The following is a 21656-nucleotide window of genomic DNA, read 5'->3' on the forward strand; positions in this document are numbered from 1 at the left end:
TGGGGTCACCCCTTGGCGAGGACGGTCACGACGAGGTCGGTCAGATCGGGCAGGGCGGCGATCCGGGGGCCGGTCCACGAGCGGGGTTCACCGCACTCCACCAGGACGGCGGTCATGCCGGCCGCGGCGGCACCGCTGAGCTCGCCGTCCGTGCCGTCACCGACGAAGACGCACGCCGAGGGCGGAACGCCGAGGCGGTCGGCGGCGGCGAGGAACAGCTCGGGGTCCGGTTTCATGACACCGGCCTCCGCGGACAGCACCAGTTCGTCGAAGAGGCCGGCGAAGGGCGAGTCGCGCACCATCTCCCGGACGTCCGAGGTGCAGTTGGAGACGAGCGCCGTCCGCAGTCCCAGCCGCCTCGCGGTGGTCACCGCCTCGACCGCGCCCGGCAGCGGGGCGGCGAAGGCCTGGCCGTGCAGCAGACGGCGGGTGGCTGCCGCCCGCTCCGCCTGAGCCGGGGACCAGGTGCCCGCCACCTGGTCGCGCAGCCGGTCCAGGTACGCCGCGAAGGGCCGGGTCTCGCGTACGTCCCTGGTGCGCTTCCACACGTCCGCCAGGTCCTCGGGACGTTGCCCCAGCGCTTCGGCGGTGGCCTCGAAGGTGCGCCGCTTCAGCTCCTCCGGCAGCGGCACCAGCGTCTTCCACAGGTCGAACAGCACCGCCCGGGGCCCTCCCGGCCAGGTGCGCACGACGGGCCGCTGCCAGTGGGCGTTGTCGATGATGACGTCGGCGAGCGTCTGTGGCCTGTGCCGCGCCAGGTACGCGCGTTGCGCCGGCAGGTACTTGCCGGCGTACTTCGCCATCACCTCCTCGCCCTGACCGGGCACGTCCCGCTGCCGGGCCCGCTCCAGCACCGTGTCCTCGTCGACGTGCAGATGGACGAAGAGGTCGACGTACGGCCGGGTCTCCGCGCGGTAGAGGAAGACGCCTTCCAGGATCACGACGGAGCCGGGACCGATGTCGTGACGGACCGTGGTCCACTCGTCCGAGGCCGGGTCGAGGACGGCGACGGTACGGTGCAGCCGGCCCTCCGCCCGCAGCGGGACCAGGATCTCGGCCTCCAGCCGGGCGAAGTCGATGCTGCGCTCGTAGTACTGGCGGGGCGCCGGCAGGGCCGGGTCGTAACGCTCGGCCCGCGGGCGGTGGAAGTCGTCCACGTGCACCACGGTGGCGGGTGTGCCCGCGGTCCGCAGCAGGGTGTGCAGGCGTTCCGCCATCCGGGACTTTCCCGCGGTGTCGACTCCGGTGACACCGACGACGTACGGGCTCCGGGGGGCGCCGGCGCGGCGGTTCGCGATCAGCGCGGTCAGTGCGCAGAGGACGGGCTCGTCGCCGTTCACGCGTGCACCTCCGCCGTCGGTGCGACCAGGCGGTCCAGCCGGCGGGCCAGCCGGTGGTACAGGTCACTGCCGTAGACGCTGTGGTCACGGCGGTCGAGGGGGGTGGGCTCCACGCGCAGGACGGACAGCAGGGACTGCGGGGTTCCGTTCAGCAGGAGTGCTCCGTCGTCGTCGGCCAGAAGCCGGTCGGGTGACTCGCCGGAACGCAGCAGCGCGCCGTCCAGGTGGATGTCGGGGGCCTGCCCGTGGTAACCGAGCGCCTGAACGATCAGTCCCGCCCGGTCGAAACGATCGGCCGCGTCGGCCAGGACCGGCGCGTCCAGGAGTGTCGCGCCGGGCACCTCGCCCGCCCACAGGGCGCAGTAGAGGGCCCGTGACTCATGGCGCAGCCCCGAGTCGCGGTAGACGATGCCGGTGGCCGGGCAGACGTCGGCCACGGGGTCGAAGAGCCGCTCCCTCCCGGGCTTCTGGCCGCTCCGGGCCAGGTCCGCACTGTCGTACACGAGCCGGGCCGGGCCGCGGCGGACCACCTGCAGCGCGGGCAGGAGCGCGCCGGGGTGTTCGGCGCGCGCCTCCGCCCGCAGGAGGAGCAGGGTCTGCAGGGCGGACATGGCGCTGTGCGAACAGCCGACGATGACCACCGGCCGGCCGGCCGCCCCGAGCAGACGGTCCTTGATCTCGGCCCGGTGGCCGGTGGAGATCACGGTGCCGGACGGCAGCACTTTCGCCCGCCACGGCGCCAGCTCCGGGTGGGGGCGCTCGATGCGGCCCGTGGCGAGCACCGCATGCCGGGACGACTCCCTGGTCCCGTCGGCGAGTTCGAGCGTCACCCGTTGTCGTGCGCTCTCGGCGTGCACCGCCACGACCGTGCTGCCCAGACGTACCCCGTCCGGGCCGAGGGCGTCCTGGAGCGTACGCCCGAGCTCGGTCAGGGCGGTGGCCAGCCGGGGCATGGCGACCGGCTGCTCGGCCCGGGCGACGTCCGTCAGCGTGCGGGAGCGGCCCGGGGCGGCGAACGGGCCGCTGAGGTCGACGTGCTTGAAGAAGCGGGAGCCGATCGAGGTGGTGGTGATCCCGTAACGGGCGAAGCCGCCGGGGCCCAACGTGCTGCCGCGCTCGTGGACGCGGATCCGGCGGCGCAGCAGACCGGGCGCGGAGGAGAGGAAGGTGGTGGTGCGGAAGCCTCCACCGACGAAGGCGATGTCGCTGTCCGTGCCGCACGGTCGCGCGAGGGAGGCGGTCGAGGAGGCGCGGTGGTCCTGGTGGGCCATCAGACGCCCTCCGCCAGGAGCAGCTCGGTGAACCGGTCGCAGATGATGTCGGCCTCCTCAAGGGTGAGGATGAGCGGCGGGCGGATCTTCAGGACGTTGCCGTGTCCGTAGCGGGAGGTCCGTATGACCAGGCCGTGGTCCAGGGCGCGTTCGGCCAGCCGGTTCGTGAGCGCCGCGCTCGGGCGTCCCATCTCGTCGACGATCTCGACGCCGATCATCAGACCCACTCCGCGCACGTCCGCGATGTGCGGGTGGGTGCGGCGCAGCGTCTGAAGACGGTCCAGGATGTGTGCGCCCGTGGTACGGACGTTGGCGAGGAAGTCGGGGTCGTCGATGATGTCCAGGGTGGCCAGCGCCGCGGCGGCGGCCAGCAGGTTGGCGCCGTAGGTGAAGGAGTGGTCGTTGGTCGGCAGACCCGCCAGCTCCTCACTGGTCAGAATGGCCGCGACCTGGCTGCCGGAACCGCCCAGCCCCTTGGCCACGGTGATGGCGTCGGGATCGACGCTGAAGTGCTCGGCGGCGAACATGCGTCCCGTGCGGCCGATTCCCGTCTGCACCTCGTCGAAGATCAGCTTGATGTCGTGGGCGTCGCACAACTCGCGCAGCGCGGCGAAGTACCCGTCGGGGGGCACGATGTTGCCGCCGTTGCCCGAGATCGGCTCGACGAGCACCGCCGCCACGCTGCCGCTGCTGGCGTACTCCAGGAAGTCGTTGATGCGGTCCACGCACATCAGCCCGCAACTGCGCGGGTCCTGACCGTAGAAGCAGCGCATGCAGTACGGGTCCGGCACCTGCAGGCCGCCGTGGTACAGCTGTGCCAACGGCTGCTTGCGGAAGGCGTTCCCGGACAGGCTGGCCATCATCACCGTCTGCCCGACATGACTGCGGAAGAGAGTGATGACGTCCCGGCGGCCGGTGGCCCGCTGGGCCATCTTCACGGCGCCCTCGTTCGCGGCCGAGCCCCCGTCGACCTTCAGATGGGCCTTGCTGATGGTCTTCGGGGCCAGCTTCACCAGACGGTGGGCGAGCGCGTTGATCGGTGCCGTCTGGAAACCGGAGGTCACGTGGATGAGCTGGTCGGCCTGTTCCTTGATGGCCCGGATCACCGCGGGATGGCGGTACCCGAGGCTGAGGTTGAACGTCGCCGAGGCGCAGTCGATGTAACCGCGGCCTTCCGAGTCGTACAGGTGGATGCCCTCGCCGGCCACCATCCTGGTGTCGGAAACCGGGTAGTAGACGGCGCTGGTGTCGTCGGCCTGCTGCTCGGACAAGGTGTCCGGGGCCACGAGATGAGGGGGCAGGGGCATACGAAGGCTCTCCAAGCTCATTGACGCTCGTCGACGGGGAAGCCGGGCGGCGGGCGCGGGCGCACAGCGCCCGCGAGGATCCGTACGGATGGACGGCGCACATCGGTACGGGCGGACACGGAAGGGAAAAGGGGTGCGGCAGGATCCGCGGGTGAGGCCGCGGGGCGTCGCCTAAGCCGCGGCCATGGCCCTGACCTCGGTGTACAGCCCCTGCGCCGTCAGCAGTGCGGCCAGGTCCCGTGCCTGCTCCCGGGTACCGGACAGCAGACAGGACCAGCCTTCCACCTCGGCCTCCACGTAGGCGGAGATCACCTCCCGCGGGGTCAGGCCGGGCAGGGCGTCGGCGATCAGCGACATGCCGTGATCCACGGAGTGCGGATCCCCGGGCAGCAGGCAGGTGCCGTACGCCCCGCCCGCCGGACGGCCCCGCCAGGCCGCACGCCAGCCGTCCTCCTGCGCGGTCCGCCAGAAGGCCCGCGCCTCGGAAAGGAGGACGGAGCGTGGTACGGCGGCCAGTCGCCCGGTGATCCCCACCGTGGCGCCCTCGTCGAGGTGCCGTACGAAGGGTCGTCCCGTCGGCAGACTGACCAGGTACTTCTCCACGTTGGGGCCGATCTCGTGAGGTTCGGTCGGAGTGTGCACGCAGTTCGCGAACGCCGATGTGCCGAACCGTGCGCGTACCTCGGCCCGCAGCTGCGCGCACCGGCGCACCACCTCCGGCCCCCGCACCACGATGACCTCACACGGTCCACTGGTCAGATACAGCTTCAGCAGCTCCGCGGTGATCGGGTACTTGGGCCCGGCGAACTTGGGCCAGGTGTCCAGGACGTCCTCGTCCTCCAGGCAGACCTCGTAGCGCAGTTCGACGCTCAGTGGCGAGGCGTCCAGGAGGACGTCGACGTACTCGCGGACCCGGGGGGAGCGATAGCCGTCGGGCTTGACGACCAGGACGCTGAGCTCACCAGTGGTCGCCTGGTGGGGCATGGGGTGACCTTTCTGTTCGCGCGGTTCGCCGCTCATACGGCGAACTCGTATCCGTCGTTGCGCCGGGCCCGCTCCGCCGACAGGCGGAAAGCGGTCAGCGCGGCGGCCAGCCACAGCGCGCCCGCCACCGCGGCGAACGCCGCGGGCCGTGCGACGGCGGCCGGGCCGGCGCCGTCGGCGAGCGCGCGCACCGCCGCCACACCGTGGGTGGCCGGCAGGGCGTCGGCCGACAGCCGCACACCGAGGGGCCAGAAGCCCGTCGGCACCTGCACTCCGCCGATCGCCATGGTGACGAGGAAGGCGGTGTTGAACACGATGTTGCGGACGGCCGGCGCGGCGAGCACGAACGCGCCCAGGAAGAGCCCGAAGCAGTACGTGCTGAACGCGGTCAGCACCACCAGCCCCACCAGTGCCGGAACCCGGACCGCCGGAAAGTGCACACCGAACATCGGGTCCAGCAGCAGCAGCGCGACCAGCGAGGTGCCGCAGCCGCTCACCGGCCACTGCAGGCTGCGCCCGAGGAAGACCCACCCCATCTCGCCGGGGGCGGCGGCCAGCAGCGCCAGGGTGCCCTGCGCGCGTTCCCAACTGGTCGACACCACCACGGTCATGGCCTCGATGACGCACGTCATCACCGAGTTGCCGAGGACGAGGTAGCGGGTCTGGGCGGGGGAATGCAGGAAGGAGCCGATCAGCGCGAAGAAGGTGACCTGGCAGAGCATCCGGCCGAGCCAGCCGAACGTCCACCCGTACCAGGTGTAGGTGGCGCGGAAGTCCGCGAAGGCGTTGGCGGCGGCGGCGCGTACCACCCGGCCGGCGGTGACGGCACGGAAGACGGTGGTGTCCATACGGCCTCACATCCGGGCCAGGGTGCCGGTGACCCGGACCCTGCGCAGAATACGGTCGATCAGCAGGGTCCCGGCGGCATGACCGGCCAGCCCCAGCAGCACCACGGCCAGCAGGCCGCCGGCCGTGCCGTGGTCCGGGGCGGGACCGACCGCGGTCCGCAGCACGTCCGCGCTCCAGGACAGGAACACGGCCTTGCTGGCCGGCTGCAGCCACTGCGGCAGCACGCTCACGGGCACCAGGACCCCGCCCAGCAGGAAGAACGGGAAGCTCAGCGTGTTCTGCAGGATCCGGGCGGAGGGCGCCAGCACGAACAGCGCCGACACACAGCTCGCGGTGCCCGCCATCGCCAGCGCGGTCAGCAGTACCCCCACGGCGAACAGCAGCGGGCGGGCGATCGTCACCGTGATACCGAAACCGGCCCAGGCGACCAGCCACGCCTCCGCGAGGCTCAGGGTGCTCAGCAGGGTCACCGCGGTGATCCTGGCCGTGACCACCGTCGAGTAGCGTGCCGGTGTGGCCACCACGGCCTCCAGCGTGCCCCGTTCCCGCTCGTGGCCGATCAGCTCGCCGCCCGCCATCAGCGCCATCGACCACAGGGACATCAGGACCGGCGCGAGCACGGCGAAGCCGGCGAGGTCACGACGTTCGGCGTGCTCGGTGATGGCCAGGAAGACGCACGTGTACAGCGGCGCGGTCACGAAGACGTGCAGGGTGTCCGGGGTCCGCAGCGTCATCAGCACCTGCAGGCGGAACACCTGCCAGAACAGGGTGGGGCTCATCGGGTCACCCGCATCCCGCGGTCCTGCATCATGTGCCGGTAGACCTCGGCCAGCCCGGGCCGGACCGTCGCCAGCGAGGTGACGCCCGCCTCGACCAGCCCGCGCAGCACCTCACCGGTGGTGTCGGCGGCGGAGACCTCCACCCTGATCCGCCCGTCGGGCGACCGGTCCAGCGAGGCCACCCCGGGCAACCTGCCGAGCTGCTCGGCGACGGACGCGGGCACGCCGGCCGCCTCCACGCGCTCGTAGGCGGACATCCGGCGGGCCAGCACCTCCGGGCGGTCGGTGGCCAGCACCTGGCCCTGGTCGATCAGGGTGACCTGGTCGCACACCGCCTCGGCCTCGGCCATGTCGTGCGTGGTGACGAGCACCGTACGGCCTTCCGCGCGAAGCTCGTGCACCAGTGTGCGGAAGTCGTGGGCGGCCAGTGGGTCCATGCCGGCGGTGGGCTCGTCGAGGATCAGCACCCTGGGGTCGCTGACCAGACCGCGGGCGAGGTGCAGCCGCTGCTTCATGCCCCGGGAGAAGCCGTCCACCCGGTCGTCCGCCCGCTCGCTCAGACCGACCCGTTCCAGCAGGGCGTCGGTCCGCCGCCGCAGTTCGCTGCCGTGCAGGCCGTACAGCGCGCCCCACAGCGCGAGGTTCTGCCGCGGGCTGATCCGGCCGTACAGGCCCCGGTCGCCGCCGAAGACGATGCCTATCAGCGGCTTGACCGCCCGCGGCGCGGTGGCGACGTCGTGCCCGCACACCCGTGCCGTGCCCGCACTGGGCAGCAGCACGGTCGTGAGGATCTTGCACAGGGTGGTCTTCCCGGCGCCGTTCGGCCCGAGCAGGCCGTGCACTTCGCCGCTGCGGACGGTCAGGTCGACGCCGCGCAGCGCGGACACGACCGCGTCGGGCCGCCGGCCCGTCCGGAAGACCCGGGTCAGCGCGCCGACCTCGATCGCGCGCTCTTGCGGCGGAGTCATGTTCCGGCCTCCTGCTCCGTGACGGCGGCGAGCGCCGTGGCGTACACGCCCGGATCGACGACTTCGTCGGCCACCAGCAGGTAGTCCCCGACCGGTGTGCGGGCCAGTGGCAGAGCGGCCCGGTGCTCCAGGACGCAGCTGTTCCCGGACCGTGTCGCACGGTTCAGCGGCATGCCCCAGACCGGACACCCCGCGTCGAGCCGCGCCGCCACCGGGCGTTCCGGCTCCGGTGTGCTCCGGCGCGCCGCGGCACGGCGAGCGGTCTCGTCCTGCGCCGCCCCGGCCAGCGCCCGCCGCAGCGGCTCCGTGCCCGGATGGTCGACGGCGGCGCCCAGCAGACCGGTCAGCTCCAGCAGTTCGGGCGCCAGCCGGTAGGCGGACGCGGCGTCGGCCATCTCCGCCGGTGTCGCCGCACCGCCCTCCAGCAGCATCAGCAGGTCGACGGCGTCCTTGGCGTGGAAGGACCGCTGGAAGCGCTCCTCGGCGACCGAGAGCAGGTCGGCGAGGACCTGGTCCGCGGGCAGCTCCGGCCGCACGGGGACTCCGGCGAAGTCACCCGCGAACGCGGCCGTGCACAGCTCGACCCGGATCTCCTCCTCCATCAGGGGGTCGGGGGAAGGCCACAGGACGGCGACCATGACGTGCAGCCGCCCGTCCGCGGTGAACAGCGACAGCTCCGCCGGCTCACCGCCCAGGGAGCACAGGGTGAGCGCGGCTCGCCACAGCTGTGCCTCGTCGGGCGCGACGACGTCGAGGTCACCCACCGGGCGCCGGACGTCCGGCGGATAGTGGGCGGCGAGCGACGGTCCCTTGACGGTACGAAGCCCCGGGCAGCCGGTCAGTGCGCCGCGCAGCTCGGCGTAGCGGTCCGCGCGCAGACGGGCCCGTTCCAGCAGATCCCTGCTGCCGCTGCCGGTCTCGGCGCCCTCGGCGGCGGCCACCGAGACGACCAGCTGGGCGAGCGTGCCCGAGGTCTGCTGGGCGCGGCGGACCAGACGGTACGCGCCCTCGTGCTCGGGCACTTCGAGCAGCCGGTGCAGCAGCCGCAGGTCGAGTGGTGTGTCGGTCATGCCCGCCCGGCTCCCTTCAGCGGCGTGGCCAGTTCCCCGGCCCGGGCCCTCCAGTAACGGTGATCCACCTTCCAGCCCCGCGCGCACAGGTTCTCGGTGACCCGGTCGCCACCGCCGTCGGGGCCGTGCACGACGTGCCCGAGCAACGGCAGTCCCGCCGTCCGGGCGAGCTCCGCGACCGCGGCGACCAGGGCACCGCGGGCCGCGGAGGCGTGGTCGCCGGGTTCGACGAGGACGTCCACCAGTTCCGCACGGGACTCGGCCGTGATCTCGTCCCAGGACCGGCCGATGACGGTCGCGTGTCCCACCGGCACCCCGTCCTCCCACACCAGCAGGGAGTAGCGGGACGGGGTGTCGAGCAGAGCGTCGGCCTCGGCGGCCGCGGCCGCCGGGTCGGCCGGCCGCCCCTGCTCCCGCGCCGCGTGCAGGACGGCCTGTACCAGCCAGGCGGCCAGCAGGGGCCGGTGCCGCTCCTCGGCGGGGGTGACCCGGGGGGCGCCTGCGCGCGTCGCCGCTTCGGCGTCCCCGGTCAGCCGCACGTACGTCAGGTCGCGCTGCCACGGCTGCGGCAGCCGGACGGCGGCACCGGTGCGCACGATCAGGACGGAGGCCTCGGGGTGGTCCGTCAGCATCGTCCGCCACAGAAGTGCCGAGGCGTCCGGGTCCGACAGCAGTCCCGGGTCCGCGTACTCCACCAGCAGGTGCCGGGCGCCGGTCAGCGCATCGGTGGACACGCCCGCGACACAGGGCAGACCGGACACCGTACGCAGCAGGCCTGCGGCGCCCGCCGCCTCGAGGTAGCTCTCCACGGCGTACATCAGGCGCCCACCGAGCGGACGGTCAGCAGCAGTTCCCGCCGGACGCGTTCGGCGGCCAGCCGGACGTCTTCGGGGGTGACCCGGCGCAACTCGGCGATCTCGTCCTCGAGGGTCCACGGGCGCCCCGCGGAGCAACTGCGCTCGGCGATCAGCTTGGCGTACTCCAGGGGGGTCTCCGACTCCAGGACCAGGCCAGGCTCATCTCCGCCTGCCGCAGGGCCGAGCGGAAGTCGTCCGCGAGGGGCCCCCGTGCGGCGACGCCGGCCAGCAACTCGTGGACGAGCGCGCGGACCCGGTCGGCGGCGGACGCCTCCGCACCGATCAGCAACCGCCAGGCGCCGGACTCCCGGTAACCGCGGTCCCAGGCGTGGAACGAGTAGGACAGGCCGTGCTCGCTGCGCAGGGCGCGGTACAGCAGGGAGGAGGGGCTGGAGCCGAGGAGGTGGGCGAGCACGGTGAAGGCGGCGCGTCCCGCGGCGGCGGCTCTCGGGGAGCGGGCGCCGAAGCAGAGCCAGGCGAAGTCCGCCGTCCCGGGGTCCGGCAGCGGGTCGCCCGCGCCGGCGGGCCCCAGTGGCACGTGCGGCGCGGGGGCCGCCGGCTGCTCCGGCCAGAGGGCGGTGGGGCCGGTCAGCGCGGGCGGGACGCACGGTCCCACCACGACCAGCACTCCGGGGGCGCGCACGAACCGGTCGCGGTGCACCGCCGCCAGTTCCCGCGTCGTGACCGCGTCCAGCTGGCCCGGGTCGCCACCGACCGGGCGGCCCAGCGGATGGCCGGGGAAGAGCTGGGCGAGGACGGCGTCCTGGACGGCGTCCGAGGGGTCGGCGGCCGCGGTGACCAGCTCCTGCAGCACCACGGCTCTTTCACGGTCCAGGGTGTTCTGGCCGAGCTCGGGTTCGCGCACCGCCCGCAGGAGTGCGGCGGCCACGTCCTGCGCGTCGTCGGCGTGCACCTGCGCGTAGTACAGCATCACTTCCAGCCCGGTCTGGGCATTGGCCTGACCACCGCGCCGTTCCACGTACTCGCTGAACGACACGGGCGGCCCCTCGTCCCCGAGGGGACAGGACATCACCAGGTGTTCCAGGAGGTGGGCGATCCCGCCACGGCCCTCCGGGTCGTCGCGGGAGCCGTGGGCCAGCGCGAGGCAGATACTGGTGGTCTTGAGCCGTTCGTCGACGACGGTCAGCAGCGGGACGGACGCGACCGCCGGCCCCGCGGTCCGGGTGGTGAGCTGGGAGACAGTCAAGGGGGCACTCTCGCAGGGGCGTACGCGGCGGGAGACCGGCGCGGTGAGCGGATGAACCATGGGTGGCCCTCCCGTGCGGGCAGGGGAGGGAGACCGGCCGGCGGCTGCCGGGGAGGAGAACTCCCCGGCAGCCGCTGACCATGCGGTGCCTCAGGCCTTGGCGGCCTTGACCTTCACCTTGTCCAGGCGGGGACGCATTCCGACGGCGTGGTTGCGAGTCATGTCGCTCTCCTTCGATCTCTTGGTTGTGGTGCGTGACCGGTAGGTCCGACCGCTGAGAACGCTAGGCACCGCCTGTCAACGGAACGTCGACAGCCGGTCGGTGACCGATTTCGATCACTCGTTGATCGGTTGTTGACGCGGGCGTGCCATGCTGCTCGCGCAAGCACGGGCGGCCCTGCCGCACAGAGTGAGGGACAAGCAGCATGACGCGCAGAACGACACGGAGGGCGGTCCGGCGGTACGCCGCCGCCCTGGGGCTTTTCGCCCTCCTGACCGGCATGACCGGCGTCGCCGGACGGGTGGGGGCGGACGGCGGGGCACACGCCGACCGGCACGTCGTCGCCTGGAACAGCACCGGCAGCGACTGCGAGAAGTGCAAGTCTCCCAGCTGACAACGCCCACCGGGCCGTGACGAGGGCCGGCAGCGCGCCCGCTCGCAGGCGGCTGCCGGCCCCTCAGGGCCGGCCCGCGCGCGGGCCGCCCACCGTCTCGAGGGCGTCGGCGGCCTGCCGTGCCTCGGGCAGTCCGAGGCGGGAGAACGTCTCGTACGCCTCCTCGAGCTGTCCCCTCGCCCGGTCCGCGTCGCCCCGCTCGGCCAGGACACGGCCGAGCACCAGCCGGGCCGTGGCCAGCTCACGGTCCCCACCTGTCTCCTGGGCCTCCGTGAGCGCCCACTCGGCGTGGCGCAGGGCACCGTCCAGGTCGCCCATCCTGGTCAGCGTGTCCGCGAGCCGGTATCCGGCGTGCGCCGCGCGGTCCCGGATGCCCGTCGCCCGGCACAGACCCAGGCACTCCGCGAAACGCGTGGCTGCCTCCTGCCACCGGCTCTCGCCGTGCAGCGCCAGACCCAGCACATAGAGCGCGTAGGCGGTCATCGCGGCGTCGTCGCCCTCGGAGCGCAGATCACTCAGTACCGCCTCGCACGGGGCGACGGCTTCGCGGGCCTGCCCGCCCCGGATCCGGGTGAGGGCGGCGTTGAGCGTGGTCGCCACCCTGCCGGAACGGTGCCCGAGTTCCTCCGCCAGCGCCAGGGAGGCGTCGAAGTGGGCCAACGCCTCCTCGTACCGGCCGAGGAACTGCGCGGCCAGCCCCAGGTCGTTGAGAGCCTGCCGCAGGATGGCCTTGTCACCGGTGTCACGGCACGCCGCCACCGCCTGGGCGGCGAGCGGCTCGGCCCCGGCGGGATCCCCGGCCCGCAGCGCGAGCGCTCCGCTGAGCCACCGGGCCCGCCCCAGCGTCCGCCGGTCCGCGTGGGCCTCGGCGGCCTGCGCGAGGGCCTGGGCCTGTTCCGCCAGCCGGGACGGGGGAACCTCCTGGCCGAAGGCGCTGAGGGCGATGAGCAGGTCCGTCGCCGTCCGCAGCGCCGCGGGGTCCCCCACCGACTGCCGCACGGCGGCCAGCATGCCGTCGGCCTCCTCGGTGATCCAGGCCCGGGCCGTGCGCGCGTCGGCGAAGTCCAGCCCTGCCCCGCCGAGCGGTCCGAAGGAGTCGTGCACGTCGTCCCCGGGGACCACGTGCCGGAACGCCGCCCCCGCGCTCGCCAGCAGGAAGTCGAGGAGCCGCCGCAGGATCGCGCCGCAGGGTTCCGCGTCCGCCGGCCACGGGAGGGTGCGGGCGAAGGCTCTGAGCAGATCGTGGTAGCGGTAGCGGCCCGGCGCGACCGACTCCACCATGGAACCGTCGACCAGGGACTCCATCACCTCTTCCGCGCTGTCCTCGTCGATGCCGAGAACCGCCGCCACGGCGGGCAGCCCCAGGTCGGGCTCGGCCACGGGCGCCAGCACCCGGAAGGCGCGTGCCTGGGGGGCGGACAGCTGCCGGTACCCGAGCTCGAACGCCGCGTCGACGGCGACGTCGCCGAGGCGCAGGTGTGCGATGCGTCCGCGTTCGTCGGCGAGTTTGCGGACCAGGGAGGCGATGGTCCAGGCGGGCCGCGCCGCCAGCCGCGCCGCCACGATGCGCGTGGCGAGGGGCAGATGACCGCATGCGGCGACGAGTTCACCGGCCGCGTCGGGCTCGGCGGACAGCCGGGACGGGCCGACGGCCTCCTCCAGCAGGGCCAGCGCCTCCTGGCGCGTGAAGACGTCCAGGCCGACGTGCGCGGTCGCGTCCAGACCCGACAGACGCGGCCGGCTGGTGGTGATCACGGCACAGCCGGCGTTGCCGGGCAGGAGAGACCGCAACTGCACCACGTCGTGGGCGTTGTCCAGGACGACCAGCATGCGACGGCGGTCCAGCAGGGATCTGAAGAGCCGTGCGCGGTCGTCCAGTTCCTCGGGCAGCCCGTCGGCCGACGCACCGAGTGCGGTGAGGAAGCTGCCCAGGACGACGAACGGATCGGCCGGGGGGACACTGCCGCCCCGCAGGTCGGCGTAGAGCTGGCCGTCCGGGTAGTGGTGCCGCACACGGTGGGCCACGTGCAGGGCGAAGGCGGTCTTGCCGACGCCGCTCATTCCGCTCACCGCGACCATGGTCAACGCGCGTTGATCCGAAGCGGTGAGCAGCTCGCACATACGCCGGCCGAGCTCGTCGCGTCCGACGAAGAACGGGACCGCGGCGGGCAACTGCGCGGGAGCGGGCAGGAAGCCGGTGCGCTGCCGGTCCCGGTCCGTCCCGGTTTCCGCCGGACGGCCCTCTTGCGCGGCACGGTTCTCCGACGGGTCGGGCACGTACTCGGCCACCGGACGGACGCCGGTGGCGGCGCCGGGACCCTGGGGCTCCGACGGTGCGTCGACGGCCGGGAGGCCGTTGAGTATCCGCGTGTACTCCCCGACCAGTTCCTGTCCCGGGTCGACGCCGAGATCCTCGGCGAGGCGACGGCGCACCCGGTCGTACACGGCGAGTGCCTCCGACTGGCGTCCCATCGCGCACATGGCACGCATCAGCAGCGCGTGCGGTCGTTCGCGCAGGGGGTGTTCGGCGGTGAGTTCGGCCAGTCCCGGCAGGGAGGACTGGAAGCGTCCCAGCCGGATGGCCAGTTCGAGGCGCTCCTCCTGCAGGAACACCCTGAGCTCCTCCAGGCTGTCCCGCCTGCGCTCGGCGAAGGGCCCGGGGACCCCCGCCAGGGTCGTGCCCTGCCACAGGGCGAGGGCACGGGCGGCGCTCTCCTCGGCCTCCTCGACACGCCCCTCGGCCTTGAGCCGGGCGGTCTGCCGTGTCAGCGCCTCGGCGTGCCAGACGTCCACCGCGCTGTCCTCCACGGCGAGCCGGTAGCCGTCGCCCGCCGACAGCAGGATGTCCGGAGCCGAGGGGTCCGTCTCCAGGACCCGCCGCAGCCGCCACACATAGGTACGGACGGTCGTCGCCGCGGACTTGGGCAGATCGTGCTCCCACAGGGCATCGGCGAGGTCGTCGAACGTCACGGGATGCCCGGCGCGCAGCAGCAGTGCCGACAGCAGGGCCACCTGTTGCGGAGGGCCGACCGGGATCTCGGCCTCTCCGCGGAACGCCCGCACCCTCCCCAGCACCCGAAAGGTCAGATCCCCGGCTAAATGTGCGCTCAACGTTCTCTCCTCGGCCTGAAGCGGCTGGCCACCGACCAGTCGCCGATACCGCTGCGACATCATCTCTGAGGATGATCATTCCCTGCACGGGGTTGCCGCGGCGAGTCGCGGACTCGGCAAACTGATGGGCGCGCTGAACACCCTCTCCGCCGCCGAGCTGGGCGCGCACGCCATCGGCGCCGCGCCGGCGGCCGCACACCTGGACCCGGGCGCCGCGGAGGCCGTCGTCATGGGCCACGTAGTCCAGGCCGGGGCCGGCCCCAACACGGCACGGCAGGCCGCCGTCCGCGCCGGCTTCCGTTCACCGTCCCGGCGAGCACCTTCAACAGCAGGGTGACCACCCACAGTTGTGCCGACTTGGGGACCTGGCTCAGCAGGTTGCGGGCGTAATGGGTGCGGCATCGCTGCCCGGTACGGGGTGACCCACACCCCGTACCCCTGACGCCGTTCATGCCCCTACCGCTCCTTGGTCTCCTCCAGCACCGTCCTGCCCAGCAGGGCGTACCGCTCGGGGGCGCGGTGCTTGAGGTACTGGGCGTAGCCGATGCCCGTCGCCGCGACCAGGGCCACCAGCCACGGGGTCGCCTTCAGGAGCAGGGAGCCGGACTCCGTGCCGGCCGCGGCACCCATGTTGGACACCAGCAGGACGACCACGCCGAGCATCGCGATGCCGCCGATGAGCGGGGCGGCGAAGGTCCTGAACCAGTGGCGGCTCTCGGGGTGGTTCCTGCGGAAGTAGACCAGCACCGCGAAGGAGCAGACGGCCTGGACGACCAGGATCGCCATCGTGCCGAGGATCGCGAGGAGGACGTACAGCGCGTTGTACGGGTCCTTGCCGGCCGCCCAGAACGCGCCGATGAGGACGGCGGACACGGCCGTCTGGACCAGGCCCGCGATGTGCGGGGAGCCGTGCCTGGCGTGGGTGCGGCCGACCGTGCGCTTGAGGGACGGCAGGACGCCCTCGCGGCCCAGCGCGTACATGTAGCGGGCGGCGCAGTTGTGGAAGGCCATGCCGCAGGCCAGCGAGCCGGTGATCATCAGCCACTGCATGACGTCGACGGCCCAGTGGCCGACGTACCGCTCCGTGGGGTTGAAGAAGAGGGCGAGGGGGTTCGCGGAGGAGGCCGCCTTCACGGCCTCCGCCTCGCCGTTGCCGATGATGGCCATCCAGGAGACGAAGACGTAGAAGACACCGACGCCGAGGACCGAGATCATCGTCGCCTTGGGGATGATCTTCTTCGGGTCGCGGGACTCCTCGCCGTACATCGCCGTCGACTCGAAGCCGACCCACGACCAGAAGGCGAAGAAGAGGCCGAGGCCGGCGGAGGTCCCCTTGAGGGCGTTGACCGGGTTGACCGGGCCGAAGGTGAAGCCGTGCGGGCCGCCCCCGTGCAGGGCGACCGAGATGGCCATGGCCGCGAGGACGGTGACCTCGGTGCCGAGGAGCACGACGAGCAGCTTCTCGGCGACGCTGACGCCGAACCAGGTGCCGGTCGCGTTGACGGCGAGCATCAGGATCGCGAACGCCCACCACGGGACGTCAACGCCCGTCTGGTCCTTGAGCGTTGTGTTGGCGAAGACCGAGAAGATGCCGATCAGCGCCGGCTCGAAGACGACGTACGCGAAGGTCGCGAGGAGGCCGGAGGCGAGGCCCGCGGTGCGGCCGAGGCCGTAGGAGATGAAGCCGTAGAACGCGCCGGTGGACGTGATGTGCTTCGCCATCGACGTGAAGCCGACCGAAAAGATTGCCAGGACGACCATTGCGACGAGATAGCTCGCCGGGGCCCCGACGCCGTTGCCCGACGACACCATGAAGGGCACGTTGCCGGTCATCGCGGTGATCGGGGCGGCGGTCGCGACGGCCATGAAGACCACGCCCAGCAGGCCGATCGCGTTCGGCTTAAGCCGGTGAACCGTGCTTTCGTCGCCTGATTCCGTCGCCGGGGCGACTCCCTCGTCCACTGCCATCGCCGGTGGCCCCTCTCCTGCTGCTCGTTGCTTGCACTGAACCGGAACTCTGCAGACCGAATGAGTCGGGCAAGGGTCTCGGGGCGTTAAATGTTTGTCAACCAGACCTTTAGAAACCTGGCGCAACGTGTAGGCAACACACGGCTCGTACGGTCACCGCCATGACCGTCTACACGTCCACTCTCGGTGTCGAACGCTTCCGCTTCGGCTCCCTCGCGCACCTCCTCGCCGCCGCGAGCCCCGAGCGCTCCGGCGACCGGCTCGCCGGCCTCGCCGCCGCGAGCGCCCGGGAACGGGTCGCCGCGCGCTGGGCCCTCGCCGAGGTACCGCTCGCGACCTTCCTGACCGAGCCGGTGATCCCGTACGAGACCGACGACGTGACCCGGTTGATCCTCGACACGCATGACGCGGCGGCCTTCGCGCCCGTGGGCGGGATGACGGTCGGCGAGCTGAGGGAATGGCTGCTGGCGGCGGGGAGCGACGCGCTGTCGGCGGTGGCGCCCGGGCTGACCCCGGAGATGGTCGCGGCGGTCTCGAAGCTGATGGGCAACGCCGATCTCGTCGCCGTGGCCCGCAAGGTCCGGGTCGTGACGGCGTTCCGCTCGACGATCGGACTGCCGGGGCGGCTGGCCACCCGCCTCCAGCCCAACCACCCGACGGATGACGCGGCGGGAGTGGCGGCGGCCCTGCTGGACGGCCTGCTGCTCGGCTCCGGCGACGCGGTGATCGGCATCAACCCGGCGACGGACAGCCCGAAGGCGACGAGGGCACTGCTGGAGCTGCTGGACGGTGTGATCGGCCGGTACTCGATCCCGACCCAGTCCTCGGTGCTGTGCCATGTGTCGACGAGCGTGCAGCTGATGGAGCAGGGCGCCCCTGTCGACCTGGTCTTCCAGTCCATCGCCGGGACCCAGGCGGCGAACGCCGCCTTCGGTGTCACGCTCGGCCTCCTCGACGAGGCGCACGAGGCGGCGCGCGGGCTCGGCCGGGGTACGGTCGGCGACAACGTCATGTATTTCGAGACCGGCCAGGGCAGCGCCCTGTCCGCCGACGCGCATCACGGTGTGGACCAGCAGACGGTGGAGGCGAGGGCGTACGCGGTGGCCCGGCGCTACGAGCCCCTGCTGGTGAACACGGTCGTCGGCTTCATCGGCCCGGAGTACCTCTACGACGGCCGCCAGATCCTCCGCGCCGCCCTGGAGGACCACTTCTGCGGCAAACTCCTCGGCCTCCCCATGGGCCTGGACATCTGCTACACGAACCACGCCGACGCCGATGACGACGACGTGGCGACCATGCTGACCATGCTCGGCGTCGCGGGCGCGTCGTTCGTGATCTGCACGCCGGGCGGCGACGACATCATGCTCAACTACCAATCGGCCTCCTACCACGACGCGTTGTACCTCCGCGAGGTCCTCGGCCTGCGCCCGGCACCGGAGTTCGAGGCATGGCTGGGGTCGATCGGTCTGCTGGACGAGGCGGGTTCGATCAGGGAGGTGCCGTCGGACTCGGCGCATCCCCTGACGGCGATCGGAAGGGAACTTGCGGCATGACGAACGGCCAAGTCGATCTCACCGTCAGGGACCTGCCCCTCTGGTCCGCGCTGCGCCGGCACACCCAGGCCCGTATCGGCCTCGGCCGCGCGGGCACCTCGCTGCCGACGCGGAACCGGCTGGAACTCCAGTCCGCGCACGCGGCGGCACGGGACGCGGTGCACTCGCCGTTCGAGCCGGAGGTGGTGGCGGCGGGGCTCGCGGGGAGGGAGACGGTACGGGTCCGCAGCGCGGCGGGTGACCGCCTCACGTACCTCCAACGTCCCGATCTGGGCCGCCGGTTGGACCCGATGGATCGCGCGCATCTGCCCGTCGGCGACTGGGACGTGGTGTTCGTGGTCGCGGACGGGTTGTCCAGCCGGGCCGTGCACGAGCACGCGGCGGCGATGGTACGGGGCACGGTAGCGCGGCTCGTGGGATGGCGGGTGGCGCCGGTGGTACTGGCCGAACAGGCCCGGGTGGCCCTCGGCGACGACATCGCGTCCGCGATGGGAGCGGCGATGGTGGTCGTGTTCGTGGGCGAACGACCGGGGATGTCTGCGGCGGACTCGCTGGGCGCGTACCTGACGTACCGGCCGAGGCCGGGGAAGACGACGGACGCGGACCGCAACTGCCTGAGCAACATCCGGCCGCCCCTGGGCCTGACGTATGAGCTGGCAGCAGGGAAGTTGGCGGGGTTGATGGGGAGGGGGCGGGAGCTGGGGATCACCGGGGTGGGACTGAAGGACGAAAGCGATCACGAGGCTGTGGGCGAGCGGCTACTCGAAGGGCTACTACATCCGTGTGATGCGTCCGGTGTGCAAGCAACTGGAGTCTCGACTCCCCGAGAGACATCTGATGGTGCGTAGTTCGAGCCGAACGTCCCCGGGGCGACGGCGGAGGGCCAGAAGAAGGCGACCAGGCCGAGAAAGGCGGCCAGGGTCATGACCGCGCCTGCGCGCGGGGGCAGCCGGATGGCTGCGGCCGTCGTGATCGCTCCGCCTTGACCTGATCGGCCGTCAAGTACGGGAGCGGGGCGAGATTCTTCGCCGTGTCAGGTGCGAACACGGGCGAGGAGACGATGACTTCGGTGGTCGGTCCGTCGGCGACGATGTCTCCTTCGGCCGTGACCACCACCCGGTCGGCGGCACGGGCGGCGAACTCGACGCCGCGGGTGGAGACGACGACCGCGCGGCCTTCGGCGGCGAGGGTGTCGACGACTCCGATCAGCTCGGTCTTGGCGCAGTAGTCCAGTCCGCGGGTCGGTCTCCCCCGCCACGCGCACGGTTCCAGCCCGGCGCGGGCCTGAGCCCAGGATCAAGTGCGCCGGTTCCCAACTGGTCCCCACGCCAGTGATGCCAACCGGGCCGCCCACTCGCTGGCCTGCGGTGAGCCGACGAGGCCCCCACTACCTCCGGCGGGGTCCATCCCCATGCTCACTGCTTGCCTCCGTCGGCAGATGTGCGGGAAGCATCGGCGCGGGGTGCTCAGGGTCTTCCGGGGAAGCCAGAGACCACAGCCCGCCATCCATCTCCGCGACAGGCTTGTCAGCCCCAGGCGCAACCGGTACCACCCGCGCGCTGACGAACTCTCCTTCCCGGGGGACGGGGAGGCCGAGCTGCCGGGCGATGTGCCGGTGTGCCTCGTAGTCGCCCAGGATGATGATCCCCTTGTCCCGAAGGGCTGAGCGGGATCCGCCATGTCCGCGGAGGCGCTTCATGTAGTCCCGCTGCTGCGCCACGGTACGGACGGCGTTGCGTCCGATCCGGCGTCGCTGAACGCGCTGGAAGAGCTCGTTGAGTCGCTGCTGACCGGTCTTGTGCAGGAAAACCGCCTCACGGTCGGCGTCGGACATGTGCAGGAGGACGTTCTCCGCGAGCTCGACGTCGCGCCAGAGCCAAAGGATCTTGTCGCGGTGCTCGGCCTTGAGCGTGGCCTTCAGGTCTCGGTTCATCCGGGCACTGAGCCACTCCTCGTTGGCGCGCAGCAGGCCGACGCTCCACCGGCTCTGGTAGTCGTTCGCCCAGACCAGGAGGCAGAGGTGACCCAGTGTCTCGGGAGGGAACATCCAGCCGCCGAATACGAGGCTGAACCGGCAGTCGACATCGACACCGGCGATGCGGAAGTCCATCGCCCGACCGTCCTCGAAGCGGAACTCGCGCTGGATCGCCATGTCCACCAGGCTCCCGAGGTGCGTCTTCTCCGTCTTCGTGAGGCTCTTCATGTCGTAACGGCCCGTCACCCCGCCGTTCAGCACCTCGTCGACGGCCTCCCGCAGGACGCGCCCCATACGTGCACCGTCGGGGTCCACATCGCGCACCGCGGGTACGGACGACCGTCGTGCATCCCGTAGCCGGTGACGCGCGCCCATCCCTGGATGTCGAGTGCGGCCAGCCGTTCCGCGTCGGCGAGAAAGTGCTGCTCGCCCGACGCCCTGCCGGCCCTCGGCGTGTCGAAGAGCTTGAGAGCGACCTCCCTGCCCAGTAGCTCGTCCGTCGCCCGCCAGGTGCTCGACGTCGTTCCGCCATGCCGCCGCCGAGTCAGCCGGTAGCGTCCCTCGACGAGCGTGTCCAGCTCGTCGGCGGGCACGTCCGGGGCACCGCTCAGATTCCGTACGGTCTCGTCCGAGACCACGGCCAAGGGTTCTCCTGACGCACAACCTCCCTCCGCGCTGTGCTCGTCCGGGACCGTGACCGGGAACTCCCCTGCCCGGGATCCGGCGTAGCGCTGGATGACAGCACCGACTCGCGCGGCCGTCGAGCGGGGCAGGCTGCGCAGCAGCACCTCGCGTACACCTGGCCGGAACACGTAGTCGCCTGCGGCGGCCGGGCTGCCAGGGGCAGTCGTGAGCAAGCCGCTGAGGACCACCTCGGCCAGGTGCTGCGGCTCCGGCCTCGCTTCGGTGGCCGCCTGCACCAGCCGCATCACGGGAAGACTCGGCTCGCCCACCGCCAGGTGCGCGGCGAGCCGGAGTGCCTGTGGCGATGCGTGGGCGCGGAAATTGAGCACCAGTTCCTGGGGGGACAGGGACCGGGGGACGGGCCGTCCGTGGTCCGCCGGGACCGTCGACAGACCGGTGGGCAGCGTGGCCGCCGCACCTGGCACCCGGGTACCGGGGGGTCCGGCCACGAGCTCGGCCCAGTGCGCGAACCAACGGGCGGAGGGTTCCAACACCGGCAGCGGCAGCCCGGCAGGCGCTTCGCCGACCGTGTCGAACGGAGTGAAGCGGAGAGCGGAGTTGGGAGAGGCCGGTGCGCGTGCCGTCAGCAGCCCCACGGAAACGGGGAGGGCCGTACGCCGCCAGAGCCGTTCCGGCAGGGGCTGGACGATCGCCAGCGATGTCGTCCGTGCCCAGCTGCGCAGCACGCGGTACCACTCCGCGGCCCCCTCGTTCCCGGCATACCAGTGGGGGCCGCTGCAGTCGCTGAGGACAAGGGTCACGGCTTCGGCCGTCGCGCGGGGGAAGGGTGGCCGGCCGACCGCCGGGCGACTGGCGTAGCCGGCCGTCCTGAGTCAGTTTCAGGAGCTGTATCCCCCGGAAGGCGCCTGTCTGGCCGATGGCGCGGTGCAGCTCCCGCAGCAGCGGGCGCCACATGGGCATCGTGGGCCCCGCGTCGTACAGGAGGTGGAGGGTGAGCCAGCGCTCCGGCCTCGCCCGGAGAACGGGGAGCCAGCTGCCGGGCGATGCTCCCTGGCGGGCGATCCGGTAGGCGGTGCTCCGCTCGTCCAGTTCCCTCTCCACGTGCGAGGGCACCCGGCGCCGCATGGGGCGCAGGGCCCGCTGGAGCAGGAGCGGGTG

General features: G+C 72.2%; 18 protein-coding genes and 2 pseudogenes. 4 read left to right on the plus strand and 16 right to left on the minus strand.

Annotated features, from left to right (window positions below; all coding sequences use genetic code 11):
• Nucleotides 1-5 precede the first annotated feature (5 nt).
• The 10 genes from ACFY0F_RS06565 to ACFY0F_RS06610 form a co-directional block, all read right to left on the minus strand.
• Complete coding sequence (locus ACFY0F_RS06565) at nucleotides 6-1340, minus strand: HAD-IA family hydrolase (RefSeq protein WP_388789889.1); 1335 nt, start codon at nucleotides 1338-1340, stop codon at nucleotides 6-8.
• The gene (locus ACFY0F_RS06570; protein ID WP_388789892.1) at nucleotides 1337-2611 is read right to left on the minus strand and encodes a hypothetical protein; all 1275 of its coding nucleotides are present in this window, start codon (nucleotides 2609-2611) and stop codon (nucleotides 1337-1339) included. The genes ACFY0F_RS06565 and ACFY0F_RS06570 overlap by 4 nt, the downstream gene beginning before the upstream one ends.
• Entirely contained in the window at nucleotides 2611-3918 is a 1308-nt protein-coding gene (locus ACFY0F_RS06575) for an aspartate aminotransferase family protein (protein WP_388789895.1), read from the minus strand. The genes ACFY0F_RS06570 and ACFY0F_RS06575 overlap by 1 nt, the downstream gene beginning before the upstream one ends.
• A 171-nt stretch (nucleotides 3919-4089) precedes the next feature.
• Entirely contained in the window at nucleotides 4090-4902 is an 813-nt protein-coding gene (locus ACFY0F_RS06580) for a hypothetical protein (protein ID WP_388789898.1), read from the minus strand.
• A 32-nt stretch (nucleotides 4903-4934) separates the two neighbouring features.
• Entirely contained in the window at nucleotides 4935-5750 is an 816-nt protein-coding gene (locus ACFY0F_RS06585; protein ID WP_388789901.1) for an ABC transporter permease, read from the minus strand.
• Between the two features lie 6 nt (nucleotides 5751-5756).
• Complete coding sequence (locus tag ACFY0F_RS06590) at nucleotides 5757-6530, minus strand: ABC transporter permease (RefSeq protein ID WP_388789904.1); 774 nt, start codon at nucleotides 6528-6530, stop codon at nucleotides 5757-5759.
• Complete coding sequence (locus tag ACFY0F_RS06595; protein WP_388789906.1) at nucleotides 6527-7498, minus strand: ABC transporter ATP-binding protein; 972 nt, start codon at nucleotides 7496-7498, stop codon at nucleotides 6527-6529. The genes ACFY0F_RS06590 and ACFY0F_RS06595 overlap by 4 nt, the downstream gene beginning before the upstream one ends.
• Entirely contained in the window at nucleotides 7495-8568 is a 1074-nt protein-coding gene (locus tag ACFY0F_RS06600) for a hypothetical protein (RefSeq protein WP_388789909.1), read from the minus strand. The genes ACFY0F_RS06595 and ACFY0F_RS06600 overlap by 4 nt, the downstream gene beginning before the upstream one ends.
• On the minus strand, nucleotides 8565-9386 hold the full coding sequence (locus ACFY0F_RS06605; RefSeq protein WP_388789912.1) for a hypothetical protein: 822 nt from the start codon (nucleotides 9384-9386) through the stop codon (nucleotides 8565-8567). Before ACFY0F_RS06605 ends, ACFY0F_RS06600 begins: the two co-directional genes overlap by 4 nt.
• Nucleotides 9387-9534: 148 nt before the next feature.
• Nucleotides 9535-10632: a M16 family metallopeptidase gene (locus tag ACFY0F_RS06610; protein ID WP_388789914.1), complete on the minus strand. Its 1098-nt coding sequence runs from the start codon at nucleotides 10630-10632 to the stop codon at nucleotides 9535-9537.
• A gap of 425 nt (nucleotides 10633-11057) precedes the next feature.
• Here ACFY0F_RS06610 and ACFY0F_RS06615 point away from each other — a divergent pair, with 425 nt between their 5' ends.
• Nucleotides 11058-11246: a hypothetical protein gene (locus ACFY0F_RS06615; protein WP_388789917.1), complete on the plus strand. Its 189-nt coding sequence runs from the start codon at nucleotides 11058-11060 to the stop codon at nucleotides 11244-11246.
• Nucleotides 11247-11309: 63 nt separating this feature from the next.
• Here ACFY0F_RS06615 and ACFY0F_RS06620 read toward each other — a convergent pair whose 3' ends face one another.
• Complete coding sequence (locus ACFY0F_RS06620; RefSeq protein ID WP_388789920.1) at nucleotides 11310-14357, minus strand: BTAD domain-containing putative transcriptional regulator; 3048 nt, start codon at nucleotides 14355-14357, stop codon at nucleotides 11310-11312.
• Nucleotides 14358-14481: 124 nt separating this feature from the next.
• Between ACFY0F_RS06620 and ACFY0F_RS06625 the strand changes: the two genes are divergently transcribed.
• Nucleotides 14482-14694, plus strand: coding sequence for a hypothetical protein (locus tag ACFY0F_RS06625; protein WP_388789921.1), 213 nt, complete (start codon nucleotides 14482-14484; stop codon nucleotides 14692-14694).
• A gap of 119 nt (nucleotides 14695-14813) precedes the next feature.
• Here ACFY0F_RS06625 and ACFY0F_RS06630 read toward each other — a convergent pair whose 3' ends face one another.
• A complete protein-coding gene (locus tag ACFY0F_RS06630; protein WP_388789922.1) occupies nucleotides 14814-16325 on the minus strand; it encodes an APC family permease in 1512 nt (503 codons plus the stop codon).
• A gap of 161 nt (nucleotides 16326-16486) precedes the next feature.
• Here ACFY0F_RS06630 and ACFY0F_RS06635 point away from each other — a divergent pair, with 161 nt between their 5' ends.
• Together ACFY0F_RS06635 and eutC are read left to right on the plus strand one after the other, a co-directional pair.
• Entirely contained in the window at nucleotides 16487-17878 is a 1392-nt protein-coding gene (locus ACFY0F_RS06635) for an ethanolamine ammonia-lyase subunit EutB (protein WP_388789924.1), read from the plus strand.
• Nucleotides 17875-18726, plus strand: coding sequence for an ethanolamine ammonia-lyase subunit EutC (eutC, locus tag ACFY0F_RS06640; RefSeq protein ID WP_388789927.1), 852 nt, complete (start codon nucleotides 17875-17877; stop codon nucleotides 18724-18726). Before ACFY0F_RS06635 ends, eutC begins: the two co-directional genes overlap by 4 nt.
• Here eutC and ACFY0F_RS06645 read toward each other — a convergent pair.
• From ACFY0F_RS06645 to ACFY0F_RS06660, 4 genes and pseudogenes are all read right to left on the minus strand, one after another.
• Nucleotides 18717-18803 (minus strand): annotated as a pseudogene (locus ACFY0F_RS06645) (ECF transporter S component); the annotation flags it as partial. The gene eutC and the pseudogene ACFY0F_RS06645 sit on opposite strands and share 10 nt — an antisense overlap.
• Nucleotides 18800-19123: pseudogene (locus ACFY0F_RS06650) on the minus strand (cobalt ABC transporter ATP-binding protein); the annotation flags it as partial. The pseudogenes ACFY0F_RS06650 and ACFY0F_RS06645, both read right to left, overlap by 4 nt.
• A gap of 142 nt (nucleotides 19124-19265) precedes the next feature.
• Nucleotides 19266-20147: a NaeI family type II restriction endonuclease gene (locus ACFY0F_RS06655; protein WP_388789930.1), complete on the minus strand. Its 882-nt coding sequence runs from the start codon at nucleotides 20145-20147 to the stop codon at nucleotides 19266-19268.
• The gene (locus ACFY0F_RS06660; protein ID WP_388789933.1) at nucleotides 20108-21298 is read right to left on the minus strand and encodes an SAV_2336 N-terminal domain-related protein; all 1191 of its coding nucleotides are present in this window, start codon (nucleotides 21296-21298) and stop codon (nucleotides 20108-20110) included. Before ACFY0F_RS06660 ends, ACFY0F_RS06655 begins: the two co-directional genes overlap by 40 nt.
• Nucleotides 21299-21656: the final 358 nt, after the last annotated feature.

The sequence above is a fragment of the Streptomyces sp. NPDC001544 genome (genome assembly GCF_042894285.1).
Taxonomy (GTDB): Bacteria; Actinomycetota; Actinomycetes; order Streptomycetales; family Streptomycetaceae; genus Streptomyces.

Bases quoted from the DNA above. Each gene is read 5' to 3' on its own strand.
- ACFY0F_RS06595 (WP_388789906.1), bottom strand. From the start codon at position 7,498: ATGACTCCGCCGCAAGAGCGCGCGATCGAGGTCGGCGCGCTGACCCGG.
- ACFY0F_RS06580 (WP_388789898.1), bottom strand. From the start codon at position 4,902: ATGCCCCACCAGGCGACCACTGGTGAGCTCAGCGTCCTGGTCGTCAAG.
- ACFY0F_RS06575 (WP_388789895.1), bottom strand. From the start codon at position 3,918: ATGCCCCTGCCCCCTCATCTCGTGGCCCCGGACACCTTGTCCGAGCAG.
- eutC (WP_388789927.1), top strand. From the start codon at position 17,875: ATGACGAACGGCCAAGTCGATCTCACCGTCAGGGACCTGCCCCTCTGG.
- ACFY0F_RS06625 (WP_388789921.1), top strand. From the start codon at position 14,482: ATGGGCGCGCTGAACACCCTCTCCGCCGCCGAGCTGGGCGCGCACGCC.
- ACFY0F_RS06615 (WP_388789917.1), top strand. From the start codon at position 11,058: ATGACGCGCAGAACGACACGGAGGGCGGTCCGGCGGTACGCCGCCGCC.
- ACFY0F_RS06600 (WP_388789909.1), bottom strand. From the start codon at position 8,568: ATGACCGACACACCACTCGACCTGCGGCTGCTGCACCGGCTGCTCGAA.
- ACFY0F_RS06585 (WP_388789901.1), bottom strand. From the start codon at position 5,750: ATGGACACCACCGTCTTCCGTGCCGTCACCGCCGGCCGGGTGGTACGC.
- ACFY0F_RS06635 (WP_388789924.1), top strand. From the start codon at position 16,487: ATGACCGTCTACACGTCCACTCTCGGTGTCGAACGCTTCCGCTTCGGC.
- ACFY0F_RS06590 (WP_388789904.1), bottom strand. From the start codon at position 6,530: ATGAGCCCCACCCTGTTCTGGCAGGTGTTCCGCCTGCAGGTGCTGATG.
- ACFY0F_RS06605 (WP_388789912.1), bottom strand. From the start codon at position 9,386: ATGTACGCCGTGGAGAGCTACCTCGAGGCGGCGGGCGCCGCAGGCCTG.
- ACFY0F_RS06570 (WP_388789892.1), bottom strand. From the start codon at position 2,611: ATGGCCCACCAGGACCACCGCGCCTCCTCGACCGCCTCCCTCGCGCGA.
- ACFY0F_RS06630 (WP_388789922.1), bottom strand. From the start codon at position 16,325: ATGGCAGTGGACGAGGGAGTCGCCCCGGCGACGGAATCAGGCGACGAA.
- ACFY0F_RS06655 (WP_388789930.1), bottom strand. From the start codon at position 20,147: ATGGGGCGCGTCCTGCGGGAGGCCGTCGACGAGGTGCTGAACGGCGGG.